Source organism: Mycobacterium sp. E2497 (genome assembly GCF_001668695.1).
Classification (GTDB): domain Bacteria; phylum Actinomycetota; class Actinomycetes; order Mycobacteriales; family Mycobacteriaceae; genus Mycobacterium.
The window spans coordinates 1-20633 of record NZ_LZKD01000150.1 but is presented as its reverse complement, the minus strand read 5'-3'; the positions used below and the strand labels follow the sequence as shown (position 1 = coordinate 20633).

The following is a 20633-nucleotide window of genomic DNA, read 5'->3' as shown; positions in this document are numbered from 1 at the left end:
CCGCCACCACGGCCCAGTGCCGCAGCTCCTGGTGGGCGCCCAGCAGCGGGGCCCGAACGATGTCGAGGTAGTGCAGCAGTGGGTTGAGCTCGACGATGCTCGACCAGCGCCCCGCCCCCTGCTGCCGCAAGGTGTCGTCGTTCCAGATGATCGGCGTCATGAAGAACAGCAGCTGCACTACCTCGACATCGTTCGGGCCCCGCTGCTGGGCGCCCACCAGGAGCTGCGGCACTGGGCCGTGGTGGCGGTGCTGACCGTCGTCGGCTGGCTGCTGGCCGCGGTCGCGATGCGGCAGTACCGCGCGCGCGTTCCCTACTGGGTGTAGCCGGGCACCGGCTCACATCAGTGGCGGCAGTGGATTGAGCCAGTCCAACGAGCCGTCGGTCTGCCCTTTGTATTGCGGGCAGTAGGCGGAGACGGAGAGCCCGACGAAGAACCCCGCTTGCCGGGCCGAGAGGTTGGCGTCCTTCATCACCTTCATCGCCAGGACACTCGACTTCTGGTTCCTGTCCAGCCCGGCGCAGACGGTGTGGGCCATTGAGATCGCGGTGCCGGGGTCTTGCATGGTGATCCCGTTGTCCGCCAAGGCCCCCAGGAAGGCGTCGTCCGGCGGATCCGCCGCCGCCGGGGCGGAGCACAACACCGCGGCGAACAGCAGGCCCGCACCGAGTGCCGACCACGTCCGCAGACCGACGTTCATACTTACCAAGATAGGCACCCGCAGCGTCGGGAGGACGGCTTCGAGAAGCCGTTCTGGATCCCGCAAACCGATCGGATATCGGTTCCGCAACGCGGTCAGGCGCTTCCCCGATAATGGTGGCGGCCGCCTCGCCGTGGTGTAACACTGGAACGCCACCCGAGCAAACTGGGCGAAAGGTCCATCGACGTGAGCAAGAAGGTCCAATCAGCGGCGGACGCGGCACGGGAGAACCTGGCCGCGGAGCTGGAGCGGCTGCGGCAGCGGCGCGACCGCCTCGAGGTCGAGGTCAGGAACGACCGCGGCATGGTGGGTGATCACGGCGACGCGGCCGAGGCGATCCAGCGCGCCGAGGAGCTGGTAGGGCTCAGCGACCGGATCAACGAGCTGGACCGCCGGCTGCGGACCGGGCCGTCGCAACCCGACGAGTCGGAGACCCTGCCCGGTGGCACCGAGGTGACCCTGCGGTTCTCCGACGGTGAGGTGGTCACGATGAACGTGATCTCGATCGTCGAGGAGACGCCCGTCGGCCGGGAAGGCGAGACGTTGACCGCGCGCAGCCCGCTGGCGCAGGCCCTGGCCGGGCACAAGGCGGGCGACACGGTGACCTACTCGACGCCCCAGGGCGAGGATCAGGTCGAGCTGATAGCGGTCAAACTCCCCCGCTAACGCCTTCCGCCGCGGCTCCGGCCGTTCCGGCGGCCCCCGATAGACTCCCCCCAATGGTTGCCCCGCTGCCCGATGCCGCCCCGCCGAGCCCGCAGCTCAGTCTGACGACACAGGTGACGCGGTTCGTCGTCACCGGCGGTCTGGCGGGGATCGTGGACTTCGGCCTGTATCTGACCCTGTACAAGGCGGTGGGCGTCCAGGTCGACCTGGCCAAGGCCACCAGCTTCGTCGTCGGCACCATCACCGCCTACCTGATCAACCGCCGGTGGACGTTCCAGGCGGCCCCGAGCACCGCGCGCTTCGTCGCGGTCATGGTCCTCTACGGCATCACCTTCGCCGTCCAGGTCGGGCTCAACCATCTGTGCCTGGCGCTTCTGCACTATCGCGGGTGGGCGATCCCGGTCGCGTTCGTGATCGCGCAGGGCACCGCGACGGTGATCAACTTCATCGTCCAGCGGGCGGTAATCTTCCGCATCCGCTGAGCCGACGCCCGCAGGCGGTACCCTCTTTGACGATGTTGAGCCCCGACGTTGTAACCACCACCACCCGGCTGACCGGCTTTGGCCGCACCGCGCCGTCGGTGGCCGAGGTGCTCTCCACCCGCGATCCCGAGCTGATCGCCAAGGCCGTCGCCCGGGTCGCCGAATCCGGCGGGCCGCACGGACGGGGCGTGATCGCCCGCGGGCTGGGCCGGTCCTACGGCGACAACGCCCAAAACGGCGGCGGCCTGGTGATCGACATGACCGGGCTGGACCGCATCCACTCGATCAGCGCCGACACCAGGCTGGTCGACGTCGACGCCGGCGTCAGCCTGGACCAGCTGATGAAGGCGGCGCTGCCGTTCGGCCTGTGGGTTCCGGTGCTGCCGGGCACCCGACAGGTCACGGTCGGCGGCGCGATCGCCTGCGACATCCACGGCAAGAACCACCACAGCGCGGGCAGCTTCGGCAACCACGTGCGCTCGATGGACCTACTGATGGCCGACGGCACCGTCCGCACCATCACCCCCGACGGCCCGGACGCTTCCGACGCCGAGCTGTTCTGGGTCACCGTCGGCGGCAACGGCCTGACCGGGATCGTCCTGCGCGCGACCATCGAGATGACGCCGACGGAGACGGCGTACTTCATCGCCGACGGGGTGGCTACCAAGGACCTCGACGAGACGGTCGCGGCCCACCTCGACGGCAGCGAGGCCAACTACACCTACTCCAGCGCGTGGTTCGACCTGATCAGCCCGCCGCCCAAGCTCGGCCGCGCCGCCGTCAGCCGCGGCAGCCTGGCCAAGCTGGACCAACTGCCCAAGAAACTCGCCAAGAATCCACTGAAATTCGATGCGCCGCAACTGATGACGGTGCCGGACATCTTTCCGGTCAGCGCGATGAACAAGCTGTCCTTCATGGCCATCGGCGAGGTGTACTACCGGCTGGGCGGAAACTACACCGGCAAGATCATGAACCTGTCGCAGTTCTACCACATGCTCGACCTGGTCAGCGGCTGGAACAACGCTTACGGCCCAATGGGTTTCGCGCAGCACCAGTTCCTGGTGCCACCGGATGCGATGGACGAGTTCAAGGCCATCATCCGCTGGATCCAGACCCGCGGCCACTACTCGGCGCTGAACGTGTTCAAGCTGTTCGGCCCGGGCAACCGCGCGCCGCTGAGTTTCCCGATGGCCGGCTGGAACGTCGCGATGGACTTCCCGAACAAGCCGGGCATCAACGAGTTCCTCAACGAACTCGACCGGCGCGTCCTGGAATTCGGGGGCCGGGTCTACACCGCCAAGGATTCCCGGGTGAGCGCCGAGACCTTCCATGCCATGTACCCGCGGATCGACGAATGGATCGCCGTGCGCCGCAAGGTCGATCCCGCCGGGGTGTTCGCCTCCGACATGGCCCGACGTTTGGAGCTGCTGTAAATGGTGCGTCAATGGTTTTAGATGCCGTGGGGAACCCGCAGGCCATCCTGCTGCTCGGCGGTACGTCCGAGATCGGGCTGGCCATCTGTGAGCGCTACCTGCAGAACGCGCACGCCCGAATTGTGCTGGCCGCCATGCCCAATGACCCGGGACGCGACGCCGCCGTCGCCCAGATGAAGGCGGCGGGCGCGCGGTCGGTGGAGCTGATCGACTTCGAGGCCACCGACCCCGACAGCCACCCCAAGATGATGGATGAGGCGTTCGCCCACGGAGACATTGACGTGGCGATCGTCGCGTTCGGCATCCTCGGCGACGCCGAAGAGCTCTGGCAGGACCAGCACAAGGCCGTGCTGGCCGCCGAGATCAACTACACGGCAGCGGTTTCGGTGGGGGTGCTGCTCGGCGAGAAGATGCGCGCCCAGGGATTCGGCCAGATCATCGTGATGAGCTCGGCAGCCGGCGAGCGGGTCCGGCGGTCCAACTTCGTTTACGGCTCGACCAAGGCGGGGTTGGACGGCTTCTATCTGGGACTCGGGGAAGCGCTGCGCGAGTACGGGGTTCGCGTTCTGGTGATCCGCCCCGGTCAGGTGCGTACCCGGATGAGCGCCCACGTCAAGGAGGCCCCGCTCACCGTGGACAAGGAGTATGTCGCCAACCTGGCGGTGACCGCGGCCGCAAAGGGTAAGGAATTGGTTTGGGCGCCGGCAGCATTCCGTTACGTGATGATGGTGTTGCGACACATTCCGCGGAGCGTCTTCCGCAGGCTGCCAATCTGATCATGCGTAACGCGCTGGCCGCCCTGGGCCAGATGGCGCTGGCGGCCGCGGTGGCCGTCGTCGTCGCGGTCGTGTCGCTGGCCGCCATCTCCCGCGTGCAGTGGCCGGCCTTCCCGTCGTCCAACCAGCTGCACGCGCTGACCACGGTGGGGCAGGTCGGCTGCCTGGCCGGCCTGGTGGCCGTCGGGTGGGCGTGGGGACGGTCCGGCCGGTATCGGTGGGCGGCCCAACTGGGTGGGCTGGCGTTCGTGTCCGCGTTCACCGTCGTGACCCTGGGCATGCCGCTCGGCGCGACCAAGCTCTATCTGTTCGGCATCTCCGTCGACCAGCAATTCCGCACCGAATACCTGACCCGGCTCGCCGACAGCCCCGCCCTGCGCGATATGACCTACCTCGGGCTGCCGCCGTTCTACCCGCCGGGCTGGTTCTGGATCGGCGGCCGGGCCGCGGCACTGAGCGGCACGCCGGCCTGGGAGATCTACAAGCCGTGGGCCGTCACCTCGATCACCGTCGCGGCCGCGGTCGCCCTGGTGCTGTGGTGGCGGATGGTCCGCTTCGAGTACGCGCTGATCGTCACCACCGCGACCGCGGCGGCGACGCTCGCCTACGGCTCGCCCGAGCCCTACGCGGCCATGATCACCGTGCTCCTGCCGCCGGTGCTGGTGTTGACCTGGTCGGGTCTGCGCGGCGGCGAGCGTGGGGGCGGCTGGGCGGCGGTGGTCGCCGAGCGTGAAGTTAACAGCACACTCGAGGCCCAGCGTGAAACTAACTTCACGGTCGCGTCGGCGGAGCCGAGCGCGAGAAGCGGATGGGCCGCCGTCATCGCCGCCGGGCTCTTCCTGGGGTTCACCGCTACCTGGTACACACTGCTGTTCGGCTTCAGCGCGTTCACGGTCCTGTTGATGGCCCTGTGGCTGGCCGGGGTGCGGTGGCGGCAGGGCGGCGCCGGGGCCGCCCTCGACCCGCTGCGCAGGCTGGCCGTCATTGCCGTCATCGCCGCGGCCATCGCGAGCACCACCTGGCTGCCGTTCGTGGTCCGGGCGGCCCGCAGTCCGGTCAGTAACTCCGGCAGCGCCCAGCACTACCTGCCGGCCGACGGCGCCGTCCTGACCTTCCCGATGCTGCAGTTCTCGCTGCTCGGGGCGGTCTGCCTGCTCGGCGCCCTGTGGCTGGTGGTGCGGGCCCGATCGTCAGTGCGGGCCGGCGCCCTTGCCGTCGGTGTGCTGGCCGTCTACCTGTGGTCGGTGCTGTCGATGCTGACCACGCTGGCGCGCACCACGCTGCTGTCGTTTCGGCTGCAGCCCACGTTGACCGTGCTGCTGGTGGCCGCGGGGGCGTTCGGCTTCGTCGAGGCGGTGCGGGCGCTGTCCGCGCGGGGCGGCGCCTGGGAAAAAGCGACCCTTCCCGTCGCCGCGGCCATCGGCCTGGCCGCCGCCATCGCGTTCAGTCAGGACATTCCCGACGTGCTGCGCCCGGACCTCACCATCGCCTACACCGACACCGACGGCAACGGCCAGCGCGGCGACCGGCGGCCCCCGAGCTCGGAGAAGTTCTACCCCGACATCGACCACACCATTGCGACCGTCACCGGCAGGCCGCGCGACCAGACCGTGGTGATGACCGCCGACTACAGCTTCCTGTCCTTCTATCCCTATTGGGGATTCCAGGGACTGACGTCGCACTACGCCAACCCGCTGGCCCAATTCGACCTGCGGGCCGCTCAGATCAAGAAGTGGTCCAAGCTCAAATCCGCCGACGAGCTCATCCACGCGCTCGACACCTGTCCCTGGCCGCCGCCCACGGTCTTCCTCATGCGGCGCGGCGCGAACGGCAACTACACGCTGCGGCTGGCCGAGGACGTGTATCCCAACCAGCCCAACGTCCGTCGCTACACCGTCGACCTGCGGGCCGCCCTCTTCGACAGCCCGCAGTTCGTGGTGCACAGCGCCGGTCCGTTCGTGGTGGCCATCCGCAAGCCCGCGATAAGCCGCTCATGAGCACCGACACCTCGCCGCACAGCGTCGAAGAACTAGCATCTAGCACCGTGACCGACACGGGAGCCAACCACCGGATCACTCGGTTGGTTGCCACCGTCGCCGGGCTGCTCGGGGCACTGCTCGCCATCGCCACCCCCCTGCTGCCGGTCAACCAGACCACCGCGCAGCTGAACTGGCCGCAGAACGGCGCCTTCGCGAGCGTCGACGCGCCGCTGATCGGGTACGTGGCCACCGACCTCAACATCACCGTGCCGTGCCAGGCCGCCGCCGGGCTGGCCGGCCCGGCGAACACCGGCAAGACGGTGCTGTTGTCGACGGTGCCCAAGCAGGCCCCCAAGGCCGTCGACCGCGGGCTGCTCATCCAGCGCGCCAACGACTATCTCGTGGTGGTGGTGCGCAACGTCGCGGTGGTGACCGCCCCACTCAGCCAGGTGCTCAGCCCCGCCTGCCAGCGGTTGACCTTCACCGCACACGCCGAGAAGGTCACCGCCGAATTCGTCGGGCTGACCCAGGGACCCAACGCGGAGCACCCCGGCTCGCCGCTGCGCGGGGAGAAGAGCGGCTACGACTTCCGGCCCCAGATCGTCGGTGTGTTCACCGATCTCAGCGGGCCGGCGCCGGCGGGCCTGAGCTTCTCGGCGACCATCGACACCCGATACAGCAGCAGCCCCACCCAGCTGAAGATGGCGGCGATGATCCTCGGCGTGGTGCTGACCGCCGCCGCCTTGGTCGCGCTGCACCTGCTCGACACCGCCGACGGTACCCGCCACCGCCGCTTCCTGCCGTCGCGCTGGTGGTCGGTCAGCGGGCTGGACGCGCTGGTCATCGCGGTGCTGGTGTGGTGGCAGTTCGTCGGCGCGAACACCTCCGACGACGGCTACATCCTGACCATGGCCCGGGTGTCCGAGCACGCCGGTTACATGGCCAACTACTACCGCTGGTTCGGCACGCCGGAGGCCCCCTTCGGCTGGTACTACGACCTGCTGGCGCTGTGGGCCCACGTCAGCACCGCCAGCATCTGGATGCGGCTGCCCACCCTGGCGATGGCGCTGACGTGCTGGTGGGTGATCAGCCGGGAGGTGATGCCGCGCCTGGGTCACGCCGTCAAACAGAACCGCGGCGCGGCGTGGACGGCGGCCGGCATGTTCCTGGCCGTGTGGCTGCCTCTCAACAACGGCCTGCGGCCCGAGCCGATCATCGCGCTGGGCATCCTGCTGACTTGGTGCTCGGTGGAGCGTGCGGTGGCCACCAGTCGGCTGCTGCCGGTGGCGGTCGCCTGCATCATCGGCGCGCTGACGCTGTTCTCCGGGCCGACGGGCATCGCCTCGATCGGTGCCCTGCTGGTCGCGATCGGGCCGCTGCGGACCATCCTGCACCGCCGGTCCAAACAGTTCGGCGCACTGCCGTTGGTCGCGCCCCTGTTCGCCGCGGTCACCGTCGCCGCCATCCTCATCTTCCGCGACCAGACCCTGGCCGGCGAGGTGCAGGCCAGCATGCTCAAGCGCGCCGTCGGGCCCAGCCTGAGCTGGTTCGACGAACACATCCGCTACGAGCGGCTGTTCATGGCCAGCCCCGACGGATCGGTCGCCCGCCGCTTCGCCGTCCTGGCGCTCCTCTTGGCGCTCGGCATCACGGTCGCGATGTCGTTGCGCAAGGGCCGGATTCCGGGCACGGCCGCCGGGCCGAGCCGCCGCATCCTGGGGATCACCATCATCTCGTTCATCGCGATGATGTTCACGCCTACCAAGTGGACCCACCACTTCGGCGTGTTCGCCGGGCTGGCCGGGTCGCTGGGTGCGCTCGCGGCGGTCGCTGTGACCGCGGTGGCGATGCGGTCCCGACGCAACCGCACCATGTTCGCCGCGGCGGTGCTGTTCCTGGTAGCCCTGTCGTTCGCCAGCGTCAACGGCTGGTGGTATGTCTCCAATTTTGGTGTGCCATGGTCGAATTCGTTCCCGGCATGGCATTACGCCTTCGCCACCGCGCTACTGGGGCTGACCGTCCTCGTGTTGCTGCTGGCGGCGTGGTTCCACTTCGTCGATCCCGACAACGGCGCGCCCAAAACCCGCCTGGGCACGCGAGTTGCCGGAATTGTCCAGTCCCCGTTGGCGATTGCGACCTGGGTGCTGGTGGTCTTCGAGGTGGCGTCGTTGACCCTGGCGATGACCGCCCAGTACCCCGCGTGGTCGGTGGGTCGCTCCAACCTCGAGGCGCTTACCGGCAAGTCCTGCGGCCTGGCCGAGGACGTGCTGGTGGAACAGGATCCCAACGCCGGCATGCTGTCCCCGGTGAGCGCCACGGCGGGCCCTGTAGTAGCACAAGCACTGGGGGCGGGCCTGTCGGAAGCCTTCACGCCCAACGGCATTCCGGCCGACGTCCGGGCCGACCCGGTGATGGAGCGGCCCGGTGACCGCAGCTTCATCAACGACGACAAGCTGGTCACCGGCGCGGAGGCCGGCACCGAGGGCGGCACCACCCCGGCGCCCGGAATCAACGGATCGGTCGCGCAGCTGCCCTACAACCTGGACCCGGCACGCACGCCCGTGCTCGGCAGCTGGCGCCCGGGCATCCAGGTGCCCGCCCATCTGCGATCGGGCTGGTACCGGCTGCCCGCCCGCGACGGCGCGCGGCCGCTGCTGGTGGTGAGCGCGGCCGGCCGTTTCGACCCCCGCGAGGTTCAGGTCCAGTGGGCGACCGACGACGAAGCGGCGGGCGGACACCCCGGCGGGTCGTTCCAGTTCGCCGACGTGGGGGCGTCGCCGGCGTGGCGCAACCTGCGGCTGCCGCTGTCGGCCATCCCCGCCAACGCCACCCAGATCCGGTTGGTCGCCGACGACGAAGACCTGGCCCCGCAGCACTGGATCGCGCTCACACCGCCGCGGATTCCGCAGCTGCGCACGCTGCAGGACGTGGTCGGCTCCAAAGACCCGGTGTTCTTGGACTGGCTGGTCGGCCTGGCGTTCCCCTGCCAGCGGCCGTTCGGCCACCAGAACGGCGTCGACGAGACCCCGAAATGGCGCATCCTGCCGGACCGTTTCGGTGCCGAAGCCAACTCGCCGGTGATGGACAACAACGGCGGCGGCCCACTGGGTGTCACCGAGCTGCTGGTGAAGGCGACGACCATGGCCACCTATCTGAAGGACGACTGGTCGCGCGACTGGGGCTCGCTGCAACGGTTGACGCCGTATTACCCCGAGGCCCAGCCCGCCCGGCTGCAGCTGGGGACGGCCACCCGCAGCGGCCTGTGGAATCCCGCGCCGCTGCGCAAGACCTAGGCAGGGGGCGGCGATGACGACCGACCTGATGAGCATGGCCCGCGCCGAGCGGGCCGACCTGGCGGACTTTCTCGCAACGCTGACGCCGCAGCAGTGGGACGCACCCAGCTTGTGCGCGGGCTGGACGGTCAAAGACGTTGTGGCGCACATGATCAGCTACGAAGAGCTCGGCGCGCTGGGGCTGCTCGAGCGTTTCGCGAAGGGCCGGATCGTGCGGGCCAACCAGGTGGGCGTCGACGAGTTCGCCCACCTCAGCGCCCAACAGCTGCTCGACTATCTGCGCACTCACCTCCAACCACGCGGGCTGACAGCCGGTTTCGGCGGAATGATCGCACTCGTCGACGGCACCATCCACCACCAAGACATCCGCCGCGCGCTGGGAAGGCCGCGCACCGTCCCCGCCGATCGGCTCGAGCGGGTCCTCGCCCTGGTGCCCGGCAACCCCCGGCTCGGCGCCGGCCGCCGCATCCGGGGCCTGCGCCTGCGCGCCACCGACGTCGACTGGAAACACGGCCGGGGATCGGAGGTCACCGGGCCCGGCGAGGCGCTCCTCATGGCGATGACCGGACGGACCGCGGCCCTCGCCGACCTCGCCGGCCCCGGGCTGCAGACGCTGGCCGCGCGGCTCGCCCGCTGAGCCTGCGCGGGCCGCCGCACGGCCCCGCGTCCTCAGCGGACCAAGCAGCTTCGCTTACCATCGAGCCTCGTGTCCCCCGACGGTAATCAGCAATCGCAGCGGATCCCACGGTTGGTGGCCGCCGTCGCCGGGATCGTCGGACTGCTGTTGTGCGCACTCGTCCCGCTGCTCCCGGTCAGACAAACCACCGCGACGGTGCTGTGGCCCCAGGGCATCGTGGACGGGCACGTCACCCAGGTCACCGCTCCCCTGGTGTCCGGCGCGCCGCGCGCGCTGGACATCTCCGTCCCGTGCGCGGCGATCGCCACCCTGCCCGCCGGCGGCGGCCTGGTGATCTCGACGCTGCCCGCCGGAGGCGTCGACGCCGGCAAGAACGGCCTGTTCGTGCGCGCCGACAAGGACTCGGTGGTGGTCGCATTCCGCGACACCGTCGCCGCCGCGCCGCCGCGGCCCGCCGTCGCCGGCGGTGCCTGCAGCGTGCTGCACGCCTGGGCCGACGCCGGCGGCACGGGAGCGGAGTTCGTCGGCATCCCCGGCGCCTCGGGAAGACTCTCCACGGACAAGAAGCCGCAGGTCGGCGGGATCTTCACCGACCTGAAAGTGCCCGCCCAGCCCGGGCTGTCGGCCCGGGTCGACATCGACACCCGGTTCATCACCTCCCCCACCGCCGTCAAGCTGCTGGCCATGGCCGTGGGCACCCTGGCCGTCCTGACGGCCGTCATCGCGCTGGCGGCGCTCGACCGGCGCAGCCGCGGCGGGGGCACGCTGGTGAACTGGCGGTCGCCGATCGCTTGGCTCTCCCGTTACCGCCCCCGGGCGCGGTGGAGTTCGTGGCGCCGCGTCGGGGTCGCAACCTGGATCGCCGACGCCGGGGTGATCGCGACGCTACTGCTCTGGCACGTCATCGGCGCCACGTCGTCCGACGACGGCTACAACCTGACCATCGCCCGCGTCGCCCCGAAGGCCGGCTACATCGCCAACTACTACCGCTACTTCGGCGCGACGGACGCGCCGTTCGACTGGTACCTGGGGCTGCTGTCCAGGTTGGCGTCGGTGAGCACCGCCGGCGTGTGGATGCGGTTGCCCGCCACGCTGGCCGGCATCGCCTGCTGGTTGGTGATCAGCCATTGCGTCCTGCGCAGGCTCGGCCCGGGGAGGGGCGGCCTGGCCGCGAACCGGGTGGCGGTCTTCACCGCGGGTGCGGTGTTCCTGGCCGCCTGGTTGCCGTTCAACAACGGGCTGCGGCCCGAGCCGCTGATCGCGCTCGGCGTGTTGACCACCTGGATGCTGGTCGAACGCGCCATCGCGCTGCAACGCCTGGCCCCGGCCGCGGTCGCCATCTTCGTCGCGATGCTCACCGCGACGCTCGCGCCGCAGGGCCTGATCGCCGTCGCCGCGCTGCTGACCGGGTCGAGGGCGATCGCCCAGACGATCCGGCGGCGCCGGGCGACCGACGGGCTCCTTGCACCGCTGGCCGTGCTGGCGGCGTCGCTGTTCCTGATCACCGTCGTGGTCTTCCGCAGTCAGACGCTGGCAGCAGTCGCGGAGTCGGCGCGCATCAAGTACAAGGTCGGGCCGACGATCGCCTGGTACCAGGACTGGCTTCGGTACTACTTCCTCACGGTGGAGTCCAACCCCGACGGGTCCATGTCCAGGCGATTCGCGGTGCTGGTTCTTTTCCTGTGCCTGTTCGGGATGCTGGTCATCCTGCTGCGCCGCGGCCGGGTCCCAGGGGTGGCCAGCGGCCCGGCGTGGCGGTTGATCGGCACCACGGCCCTCGGCCTGTTGCTGTTGACGTTCACCCCAACCAAGTGGGCCGTTCAGTTCGGCGCCTTCGCCGGACTGGCCGGCGCGCTGGGCGCGGTCACCGCGTTCGCGCTCGCCCGGATCGGCCTGCACAACCGACGCAACCTGACGCTGTACGTGACCGCGCTGCTGTTCGTGCTGGCGTGGGCCACCTCCGGCATCAACGGCTGGTTCTACGTCGGCAACTACGGGGTGCCGTGGTACGACATCCAGCCGGTGATCGCGAGCCATCCGGTGACGTCGATGTTCCTGACCTTGTCCATCCTCACCGGGCTGCTGGCCGCATGGCAGCACTTCCGCATGGACTACGCCGGCCACACCGAGGTCGAGGACAACCGGCGCAACCGCGTGCTGGCGTCGACCCCGCTGCTGGTGGTCGCGAGCATCATGGTGGTCGGCGAAGTCGCCTCGCTGACCAAGGGCGCGGTGTTCCGCTACCCGCTTTACACCACCGCCAAGGCCAACCTCACCGCGATCACTGGGGTTTTTGCGGGGACTACCCCGCAGAGCTGCGCCATGGCCGACGACGTGCTGACCGAGCCCGACCCCAATGCCGGCATGCTGCAGCCTGCGCCCGGGCAGACCTTCGGCCCCGACGGCCCGCTCGGCGGTCTCACCCCGGTCGGCTTCAAACCAGACGGCGTCGGCGATGACCTGAGGTCGTATCCGGTGGTGACCAAGCCTGGCGTGGTGAATTCCGACGCGTCACCCAACAAGCCCAACGCGGCGATGAGCGACTCGGCGGGCACGGCCGGCGGGAAAGGCCCGGCCGGCGTCAACGGCTCGCACGCGGCGCTGCCGTTCGGCCTCGACCCGGCCCGCACCCCGGTGATGGGCAGCTACGGCGAGAACTCGCTGGCCGCCACGGCCACCTCCGCGTGGTATCAGCTGCCCCCGCGCACGCCGGACCGCCCGATCGTCGTGGTGTCGGCGTCCGGCGCGATCTGGTCCTACAAAGAGGACGGCACCTTCACCTACGGGCAGTCGCTGAAATTGCAGTGGGGCGCCACCCGTCCCGACGGCACCACGCAGCCGCTGGGCGAGGTGCAGCCGATCGACATCGGCCCCGAGCCGGCGTGGCGCAATCTCCGGTTCCCGCTGACCTGGGCGCCGCCCGAGGCCAACGTGGCGCGCATCGTCGCCTACGACCCGAACCTGAGTTCGGATCAGTGGTTCGCGTTCACGCCGCCGCGGGTGCCGGTGCTGGAAACCCTGCAGCAGCTGATGGGGTCGCGCACGCCCGTGCTGATGGACATCGCGACGGCGGCGAACTTCCCGTGCCAGCGGCCGTTCTCAGAACACCTCGGCGTTGCCGAACTTCCGCAGTACCGCATCCTGCCCGATCACAAGCAGACGGCGTCGTCGTCGAACGGGTGGGAGGCCAGCGAGGCCGGTGGCCCGTTCCTGGTCACCCAGGCGATGCTGCGTACCTCGACGGTCTCGACGTATCTGCGTGGCGACTGGTATCGCGACTGGGGATCCGTGGAGCAGTACTTCCGGCTGGTGCCGGCCGACCAGGCGCCGGACGCCGTGATCGAACAGGGTGTGATGACAGTGCACGGCTGGAGCCGGCAGGGACCGATTCGGGCACTCCCATGAGCGTGACGACGGCCGGTAAGGACGTGCGGACGACGCGCTGGGTGGCGACCATCGCCGGCCTGATCGGGTTCGTGTTGTCGGTGGCGACCCCGCTGTTACCGGTCGTGCAGACCACCGCGACCCTCAACTGGCCGCAGAACGGCGGACTGAATAGCGTTACCGCGCCGCTGATTTCGCTGACCCCGGTCGACGTCACCGCAACCGTGCCCTGCGCTGCGGTGCGCGCCCTGCCACCCGAGGGCGGCGTGGTGTTGAGCACGGCGCCCAAGAAGGGCAAGGACGCCGCGCTCAACGCGCTGTTCGTCGTCGTCAACGGCAAGCGTGTGGACGTCACCGACCGCAACGTGGTGATCGCCAGCGCGCCTCGCGATCAGGTCGAAGGAGCCGCAGGTGCCCCCGGCTGTTCCAGAATCGAGATCAGCTCGACGAAGGCGGGCGCCTTCGCCACCTTTGTCGGACTGAAGGATTCGGCGGGCAGACCGATCAGCGGCGGTTTCCCGGACCCGAACCTGCGGCCGCAGATCGTGGGGGTGTTCACCGATCTCAGCGGCCCGGCCCCGCCGGGTCTGAAGTTCTCGGCGACCATCGACACCCGCTTCTCCACCACACCGACGACGCTGAAGCTGGCCGCGATGGTGCTGGCGATCGTGTCGACCATCGTCGCGCTGGTCGCGCTGTGGCGCCTCGACCAGTTGGACGGCCACCGCATGCGCCGCCTCATCCCCGCGAACTGGCGCACGTTCACCCTGGCAGACGTCGTGGTGATCTTCGGCTTTGTGCTCTGGCACGTGATCGGAGCGAACTCGTCGGACGACGGCTACATCCTGGGCATGGCCCGGGTCGCCGACCATGCGGGCTACATGTCGAACTACTTCCGCTGGTTCGGCAGCCCCGAGGACCCCTTCGGCTGGTACTACAACTTGCTGGCGCTGATGACCCACGTCAGCGACGCCAGCCTGTGGATGCGGCTGCCCGACCTCATCGCGGGCATTCTGTGCTGGCTGCTGCTCTCGCGTGAGGTGCTCCCCCGGCTGGGTCCGGCCGTGGCCGGCAGCAAGGCCGCGAACTGGGCCGCCGGGATGGTGCTGCTGACCGCATGGATGCCCTTCGACAACGGCCTGCGCCCCGAGCCGATCATCGCCCTCGGTTCGCTGGTCACTTATGTGCTGATCGAGCGCTCGATGCGTTACAGCAGGCTGACGCCCGCCGCGCTGGCGGTCATCACCGCGGCGTTCACGCTCGGCGTCCAGCCCACCGGGTTGATCGCGGTCGCCGCGCTGGTCGCCGGTGGTCGCCCGATCCTGCGCATCCTGGTGCGCCGCCACCGGCTGGTCGGCACGCTGCCCCTGGTGGCCCCGATGCTGGCGGCCGGCACCGTGATCCTGACCGTGGTGTTCGCCGACCAGACGCTGGCAACGGTGTTGGAGGCCACCAGGATTCGCACCGCCATCGGGCCCAGCCAGGCCTGGTACACCGAGAACCTGCGCTACTACTACCTGATCCTGCCCACCGTGGACGGCTCGCTCTCGCGCCGCTTCGGCTTCCTGATCACGGCGCTGTGCCTCTTCACCACCCTGTTCATCATGTTGCGGCGCAAGCGAGTTCCCGGCGTCGCCCGCGGACCGGCCTGGCGTTTGATGGGCGTCATCTTCGGCACCATGTTCTTCCTGATGTTCACCCCGACCAAGTGGGTGCACCATTTCGGCCTGTTCGCGGCGGTGGGCGCCGCGATGGCCGCGCTGACGACGGTGCTGGTGTCGCATGAGGTGCTGCGCTGGTCGCGCAACCGGATGGCGTTCCTGGCGGCGGTGTTGTTCATCCTGGCGCTGTGTTTCGCCACCACCAACGGCTGGTGGTACGTCTCCAGCTACGGCGTGCCGTTCAACAGCAGCATGCCGAAGGTCGGCGGAATCACAATCAGCACAATATTTTTCGCGCTGTTCGCGATCGCCGCGGTGTACGCGGCGTGGCTGCACTTCGCCGACACCGGCCATGGCGAGGGCCGGTTGGCGCGTGCAGCGACGGCGGCGCCCATCCCCATTGCCGCGGGCTTCATGGCGCTGGTGTTCGTCGCGTCCATGGTGGCCGGCATCGTGCGTCAGTACCCCACCTACTCCAACGCCTGGGACAACCTGCGCGAGTTCAGCGGGGGATGCGGGCTGGCCGACGACATTCTCGTCGAGCCCGACAGCAACGCGGGCTTCATGGCGGCCCTGCCCGGCAACTGGGGTCCGCTGGGCCCCCTGGGTGGCGTCAACCCCACCGGCTTCACCCCCAACGGCGTGCCGGACCGCACCCTGGCCGAGTCGGTCAAGGAGACGTCAGTGCCGCAGCCCGGCACCGACTACGACTGGGACGCGCCGCTCAAGCTCACGGCGCCGGGCATCAACGGGTCCACCGTGCCGCTGCCCTACGGGCTCAACCCCGATCAGGTTCCGCTGGCCGGCAGCTACACCACCGGCGCACAGCAGCAGAGCAAGCTGACCTCGGCGTGGTATCAGCTGCCGAAGCCCGACGCCGCGCACCCGCTGGTGGTGGTGACCGCCGCGGGCACCATCTCCGGCAACAGCATCCTGCATCACCACACCAACGGGCAGACCGTGGAATTGGAAATCGGCAGGCCCGGCCCCGGCGGCGCCGTGCTGCCCGCCGGACGGCTGGTGCCCTACGACCTCTACGGCGAGCAGCCGAAGGTATGGCGCAACCTGCGCTTCCCCCGCGCCCAGATCCCCGCCGACGCGGTCGCGGTGCGGGTGGTCGCCGAGGACCTGTCCCTGACGCCGGATGACTGGATCGCGCTGACCCCGCCGCGGGTGCCGGAGCTGCGCTCGTTGCAGGAGTACGTCGGCTCGACACAGCCGGTGCTGATGGACTGGGCGGTCGGGCTGGCCTTCCCGTGCCAGCAGCCGATGCTGCACGTCAACGGCGTCACCGAGATCCCCAAGTTCCGCATCACGCCGGACTACAACGCCAAGAAGCAGGACACCGACACCTGGCAGGACGGCGTGAACGGCGGCCTGCTGGGCATCACCGACCTGCTGCTACGGGCCCACGTGATGTCGACTTACCTGTCCCACGACTGGGGGCGGGACTGGGGATCGCTGCGCAAGTTCGACACCGTCGCCGACGCCACGCCCGCGACGCTCGACCTGGGCACCGCGACCCGCAGCGGGTGGTGGTCCCCGGGACCAATCCGAATTAAGCCCTAGCGGCCTTTATCGGATTCGAGCCGTAATTCGTCAGCCGCCAAATAAAGCGCGGAAATTGACGATCTAGTAATTGTTTGCAAAAAACGTTTGATTTCACCGCGCCCGGGTTAATACCTATTCCGCTGTGATCCACTTCACACCGGAACAATAGGTGGCCCCATGAGCGTGCTGAGAAGGCTGGGAACATGTGCGGCGGTGACCATCGCGGCGAGCGCCCCGGCGGTGACGTTCGAAATCACCGCGGCGGCCGCCGACGGCGGCACCACGGTGGCCCTGGACAACTATTTGCGGCGTTGCGATTTCAGCCGCGTCGGAGTGGCGCCGAAGGTGCCCAGCCCAATGCTCGGCACCGGTTCCGCCCTGATCAATACCTCCGGGTCGAGGGCGGTCGCGGAGGTGCATCTGTACGACGAGCCCGAGCCCGGAACCCACTTCGACGTCGGGCTCATCCAGATGCCGCGACCGGCGTCGAGCACCTGCGGACCGGGCGACCCCGGCACCGCGTTCTCCGGCATGGACATCGACGGGGCGGGCAACGGCACGGCGACCGTGCAAGACACCATTCGGCCCGGCACGACGGGCGTGTGGGTGATTATCGAGCGGCGAAACGGAAACTCGCAGAATCCGGCGGAGTTTTACACCTCCGAGTTCGTCGCGCCGGTATAGCCGCCGTCCCGCCATCACTTCGGTCCCGCCGACGCAGGCCAAAAGTCCCTATCTCGGCGCCTCGGTCAAGTGCTCCGATAATGGGGATCGCCGAATGACCGGCGGAGGATGAGAGGCACGGCCATGAACGACTCACCACAATCACAGACCGCGACGCGCTTTTTCTCGCGTGTGCTCGGCCCCTTCCTCGTCATCGTCGACGTGACGGCGGTGGCGCGCGCCTCGGACATGCAGTCGCTGCTGTCACAGTTCGAGGCGAATTCGATGTGGACCTTCGTGACGGGCGCCTTCATCTTGCTGGTCGGCCTGAGCATCGTTGCCGCGCACCGAAGCTGGAAAGGCGCCGCGGCCGCCATCGTTTCCCTGCTCGGCTGGCTGATCGTGCTGCGCGGGGTGCTGCTGGTGGCCTTTCCCCGGTTCTTCGCGTCGCTGGCGGATGACATGATCGGCGCGCAGGCCTGGTGGATCACGCTCTGCGTGATCTTCGCCCTCGTCGGCCTGTACCTCACCTACGTCGGCTGGGCACCCGCACCGCAGCGGCCGACATCGCAAGCGGCAGCGGCGAATCCGGATCTGCCGCGAGCCGCGTGAACAACGAAGGATCGCCGCCGCACCGGCCAACCGCGGGGGAGGGCTCGGAGGAGCTGACCGGTGACATGGGCGCCGCCGTAACCGCCGAGTTCGACGCGCCGGTAACCGCCGCTGCCGAAGCGGCGGTCGAGAACAGGCCGGCGTTGAGCCCGGGCTCCGCGATGCTGGTCGTCACGCGCGGGCCCAACACCGGGTCACGGTTCGCCTTGACCCAGCCCGTCATGTCGGCGGGCCGGCACCCGGAAAGCGACATCTACCTCGACGACATCACGGTCAGCCGTCGGCATGCCGAATTCCTCAGCGAGGGCGGCCAATTCCGCATCGTCGACGTGGGCAGCATGAACCACACGTATCTCAACCGCGAGGCCGTCGACTCCGCCGTGCTGGCCGACGGCGACGAAATCCAGCTCGGCAGGGTGCGTCTGCTTTTCCTCGCCAACGCGTAGCGTCTGTGCCATGAGCGACTACGCCGTTGAGGCGGTGGATCGGTTGCCCTTCGCCACCGAGGAAAAGGCCCAGCGCTACCGGACCGAGAGCTACCGCGGGGCCGTGGGTCTCAACTGGTACCTCACCGACCCCACCCTGCAGTTCACCATGGCGTACTACCTGCAGCCCGACGAGCTGAGGGTCATAGAGCCGCACCTGGCGCGCATGGGCGAGCTGATGGGCGGACCGATCGCGAGATGGGCCGAGGAGACCGACCGCAACCCGCCCCGGCTCGAGCGGTACGACCGCTGGGGCCACGACATCAGCCAGGTCGTCATGCCGGCCTCCTTCACCCAGTCCAAGCGCGCCGTCCTGGACGCCCAGCAGGCCCTGCGCAACGATGCGCGGGCCGCCAAAGTCAGCTCGGGTCTGGGCCTGTTCGCGTCGAACTATCTACTCAACCAGGCCGATATCGGGATGGGCTGCGCACTCGGCACGGGCGGCGGCATGGTCCAGTCGCTGGTGGCCGCCTACGCGCCCGCCGACGTACGCGAGCACGTGCTGGCCAAATTCGCCTCCGGCGAGTGGGCGGGCGAGACGGCGCAACTACTGACCGAACGCACCGGCGGCTCGGACCTGGGCGCGTTGGAGACCACCGCGACCCGCGCAGGTGACGCCTGGATTCTCAACGGCTTCAAGTGGTTTGCCTCCAACTGCGCCGGCGAAGCGTTCGTCGTGCTGGCCAAACCGGAGGGAGCGCCCGACTCGACGCGCGGCGTCGCCAACTTCCTGGTGCTGCGCACCCGCCGCGACGGGTCGCGCAACGGGGTGCGGGTGCGCCGCCTCAAGGACAAGCTCGGCACCCGGTCTGTGGCCTCCGGTGAGGTGGAATTCGTTGACGCCGAGGCGTTTCTGCTGTCCGGCGAACCCACCGGGGGGGCGGGCCCGTCCGACGGCAAGGGGCTGGGCCGCATGATGGAGCTGACCAACGCCGCGCGCCTGGGTATCGCCCTGTTCGGGCTCGGCAACGCGCGCCGCGCCCTGGTCGAGTCGCTGTGTTACGCCCGGCGGCGGCACGCGTTCGGCGGCGCGCTCATCGACAAGCCGCTGATGCGGCGCAAGCTGGCCGAGATGATCGTCGATGTCGAAGCCGCGCAGGCAATGGTTTTCGACGGCACCGGCGCCACCAACCACCGCCAGCCGCGCGGCATGCGGCAGCGCATCGCGGTCCCGGTCACCAAGCTCAAGGCCTGCCGGCTCGGGATCACCGCGGCGTCCGATGCCATCGAAATCCATGGCGGCAACGGCTATATCGAGACCTGGCCGGTGGCCCGGCTGCTGCGCGACGCGCAGGTCAACACCATCTGGGAGGGACCCGACAACATCCTCTGCCTGGACGTGCGGCGCGGCATCGAGCAGACCCGCGCGCACGAGGCGTTGCTGGCGCGGCTGCGCGACGCGGTCTCGGTGTCCGACGACGACGACACCACCCGGCTGGTCGCCGGGCGCATCGAGGACCTGGACGCAGCGATCAGCGCCTGGTCCAAACTGGACCACGACGTGGCCGAGGCGCGGCTCTTCCCGCTGGCCCAATTCATGGGTGACGTCTACGCGGGCGCGCTACTCACCGAGCAGGCCGCCTGGGAACGCGCGACCCGCGGCGGGGAGCGCAAGGCGCTGGTCGCCCGGCTCCACGCGCAGCGGTATCTCGCCGACCGCGGAGCGCTGCGCGGCATCGACGCCGACCGTGACGAGGCGCTCGAGCGCTTCGACGAACTGGCCGACGGCGCGCTGACGGGTTACGCGCTCACTTGACGGCGTCGAGCAGTTCGGTGGTGGCCTCCCACAGCCGCGCTTCACGCTGACGATCCTGCGCGAACGGTTTCACCTGGCGCTCTTGGGTTTTGACGACGAACGCGCCGTCGCGCAGATGCGCCCACCGGCCGTCGAGCACGATCGATGCCAGCGCGGGGCCAGACCGGCGCGGGGCAGACACCCCAGGGATTCGCTCGATGACGCGCCCCACCTGCTGCATGGCGGGACCATGGGCCCTGCTCAGCCCGGTGCCCGGCATGAATCCCGGCTCGAACACCGTCACGTTGACTCCGTCGGGGGCGCGCCGTTGCAGTTCGTGCGCGTAATACAGGAGGGCGAGTTTCGAGTTGGAATAGGCGATCCCAGATTGCTCGAACGTCGACGGTGTGTCCGCGGGGGTGGGCCGGGCCTGCTCCAGCGGATCGCGCCAGCGCGCCGGCGGGACGCGCAGCCACCGGCGAAACACGTTCTGGTGGTAGGTGTTCGAGCCGACGAGCACCACGCGGGCCGGCACGGAGAACGAGCCCAGCAGGTCCCCGATGAGCTGCGCATGCG

The 20633-nt window shown here is 69.3% G+C and carries 14 protein-coding genes and 3 pseudogenes; 14 read left to right on the top strand and 3 right to left on the bottom strand.

Annotation, left to right across the window (positions count from 1 at the left end):
• Positions 1-199: pseudogene (locus A5713_RS29700) on the bottom strand (ABC transporter permease); the annotation flags it as partial.
• On the opposite strand from A5713_RS29700, the pseudogene A5713_RS29695 reads away from it, so the two are divergent.
• Positions 173-325: pseudogene (locus A5713_RS29695) on the top strand (ABC transporter permease); the annotation flags it as partial. The pseudogenes A5713_RS29700 and A5713_RS29695 sit on opposite strands and share 27 nt — an antisense overlap.
• A 12-nt stretch (positions 326-337) precedes the next feature.
• Here the strand turns inward: A5713_RS29695 and A5713_RS13685 are convergent.
• On the bottom strand, positions 338-700 hold the full coding sequence (locus tag A5713_RS13685) for a DUF732 domain-containing protein (protein ID WP_067920251.1): 363 nt from the start codon (positions 698-700) through the stop codon (positions 338-340).
• 186 nt (positions 701-886) lie between these two features.
• On the opposite strand from A5713_RS13685, the gene A5713_RS13680 reads away from it, so the two are divergent.
• The 13 genes from A5713_RS13680 (at position 887) to A5713_RS13620 (ending at position 20078) form a co-directional block, all read left to right on the top strand.
• The gene (locus A5713_RS13680) at positions 887-1366 is read left to right on the top strand and encodes a GreA/GreB family elongation factor (RefSeq protein WP_067920253.1); all 480 of its coding nucleotides are present in this window, start codon (positions 887-889) and stop codon (positions 1364-1366) included.
• Positions 1367-1419: 53 nt separating this feature from the next.
• Positions 1420-1848, top strand: coding sequence for a GtrA family protein (locus A5713_RS13675; protein ID WP_068096209.1), 429 nt, complete (start codon positions 1420-1422; stop codon positions 1846-1848).
• Between the two features lie 32 nt (positions 1849-1880).
• The gene (locus A5713_RS13670; protein ID WP_068096207.1) at positions 1881-3281 is read left to right on the top strand and encodes an FAD-binding oxidoreductase; all 1401 of its coding nucleotides are present in this window, start codon (positions 1881-1883) and stop codon (positions 3279-3281) included.
• Between the two features lie 11 nt (positions 3282-3292).
• Positions 3293-4057, top strand: coding sequence for a decaprenylphospho-beta-D-erythro-pentofuranosid-2-ulose 2-reductase (locus tag A5713_RS13665; RefSeq protein ID WP_068096205.1), 765 nt, complete (start codon positions 3293-3295; stop codon positions 4055-4057).
• A 2-nt stretch (positions 4058-4059) separates the two neighbouring features.
• Positions 4060-6054 (top strand): galactan 5-O-arabinofuranosyltransferase, encoded by a 1995-nt coding sequence (locus A5713_RS13660; RefSeq protein WP_068096203.1) that lies wholly within the window; start codon positions 4060-4062, stop codon positions 6052-6054.
• Positions 6051-9329: an arabinosyltransferase domain-containing protein gene (locus A5713_RS13655; RefSeq protein WP_068096201.1), complete on the top strand. Its 3279-nt coding sequence runs from the start codon at positions 6051-6053 to the stop codon at positions 9327-9329. The genes A5713_RS13660 and A5713_RS13655 overlap by 4 nt, the downstream gene beginning before the upstream one ends.
• A gap of 13 nt (positions 9330-9342) precedes the next feature.
• Entirely contained in the window at positions 9343-9966 is a 624-nt protein-coding gene (locus A5713_RS13650) for a maleylpyruvate isomerase family mycothiol-dependent enzyme (RefSeq protein WP_068096199.1), read from the top strand.
• A gap of 69 nt (positions 9967-10035) precedes the next feature.
• On the top strand, positions 10036-13371 hold the full coding sequence (locus A5713_RS13645; protein WP_156751876.1) for an arabinosyltransferase domain-containing protein: 3336 nt from the start codon (positions 10036-10038) through the stop codon (positions 13369-13371).
• Positions 13368-16580: an arabinosyltransferase domain-containing protein gene (locus tag A5713_RS13640; protein ID WP_068096197.1), complete on the top strand. Its 3213-nt coding sequence runs from the start codon at positions 13368-13370 to the stop codon at positions 16578-16580. The genes A5713_RS13645 and A5713_RS13640 overlap by 4 nt, the downstream gene beginning before the upstream one ends.
• Positions 16581-16739: 159 nt before the next feature.
• Entirely contained in the window at positions 16740-17246 is a 507-nt protein-coding gene (locus tag A5713_RS13635) for a hypothetical protein (protein ID WP_068096195.1), read from the top strand.
• A gap of 123 nt (positions 17247-17369) precedes the next feature.
• Positions 17370-17837 carry a hypothetical protein gene (locus A5713_RS13630; RefSeq protein WP_067917644.1) on the top strand — a complete coding sequence of 156 codons (468 nt, stop codon included), beginning with the start codon at positions 17370-17372 and terminating at the stop codon, positions 17835-17837.
• Positions 17838-17902: 65 nt separating this feature from the next.
• The gene (locus A5713_RS13625; RefSeq protein WP_068096211.1) at positions 17903-18283 is read left to right on the top strand and encodes an FHA domain-containing protein; all 381 of its coding nucleotides are present in this window, start codon (positions 17903-17905) and stop codon (positions 18281-18283) included.
• 10 nt (positions 18284-18293) lie between these two features.
• Entirely contained in the window at positions 18294-20078 is a 1785-nt protein-coding gene (locus A5713_RS13620) for an acyl-CoA dehydrogenase family protein (RefSeq protein WP_068096193.1), read from the top strand.
• Here the strand turns inward: A5713_RS13620 and A5713_RS28750 are convergent.
• Positions 20071-20633 (bottom strand): annotated as a pseudogene (locus A5713_RS28750) (short-chain dehydrogenase); the annotation flags it as partial. The gene A5713_RS13620 and the pseudogene A5713_RS28750 overlap by 8 nt on opposite strands.

What these genes read in the sequence shown, in the direction of transcription:
- A5713_RS13685 (WP_067920251.1), bottom strand. Translation starts at nt 700, where the DNA reads ATGAACGTCGGTCTGCGGACGTGGTCGGCACTCGGTGCGGGCCTGCTG.
- A5713_RS13675 (WP_068096209.1), top strand. Translation starts at nt 1,420, where the DNA reads ATGGTTGCCCCGCTGCCCGATGCCGCCCCGCCGAGCCCGCAGCTCAGT.
- A5713_RS13670 (WP_068096207.1), top strand. Translation starts at nt 1,881, where the DNA reads ATGTTGAGCCCCGACGTTGTAACCACCACCACCCGGCTGACCGGCTTT.
- A5713_RS13665 (WP_068096205.1), top strand. Translation starts at nt 3,293, where the DNA reads ATGGTTTTAGATGCCGTGGGGAACCCGCAGGCCATCCTGCTGCTCGGC.
- A5713_RS13660 (WP_068096203.1), top strand. Translation starts at nt 4,060, where the DNA reads ATGCGTAACGCGCTGGCCGCCCTGGGCCAGATGGCGCTGGCGGCCGCG.
- A5713_RS13655 (WP_068096201.1), top strand. Translation starts at nt 6,051, where the DNA reads ATGAGCACCGACACCTCGCCGCACAGCGTCGAAGAACTAGCATCTAGC.
- A5713_RS13650 (WP_068096199.1), top strand. Translation starts at nt 9,343, where the DNA reads ATGACGACCGACCTGATGAGCATGGCCCGCGCCGAGCGGGCCGACCTG.
- A5713_RS13640 (WP_068096197.1), top strand. Translation starts at nt 13,368, where the DNA reads ATGAGCGTGACGACGGCCGGTAAGGACGTGCGGACGACGCGCTGGGTG.
- A5713_RS13635 (WP_068096195.1), top strand. Translation starts at nt 16,740, where the DNA reads ATGAGCGTGCTGAGAAGGCTGGGAACATGTGCGGCGGTGACCATCGCG.
- A5713_RS13630 (WP_067917644.1), top strand. Translation starts at nt 17,370, where the DNA reads ATGAACGACTCACCACAATCACAGACCGCGACGCGCTTTTTCTCGCGT.
- A5713_RS13625 (WP_068096211.1), top strand. Translation starts at nt 17,903, where the DNA reads ATGGGCGCCGCCGTAACCGCCGAGTTCGACGCGCCGGTAACCGCCGCT.
- A5713_RS13620 (WP_068096193.1), top strand. Translation starts at nt 18,294, where the DNA reads ATGAGCGACTACGCCGTTGAGGCGGTGGATCGGTTGCCCTTCGCCACC.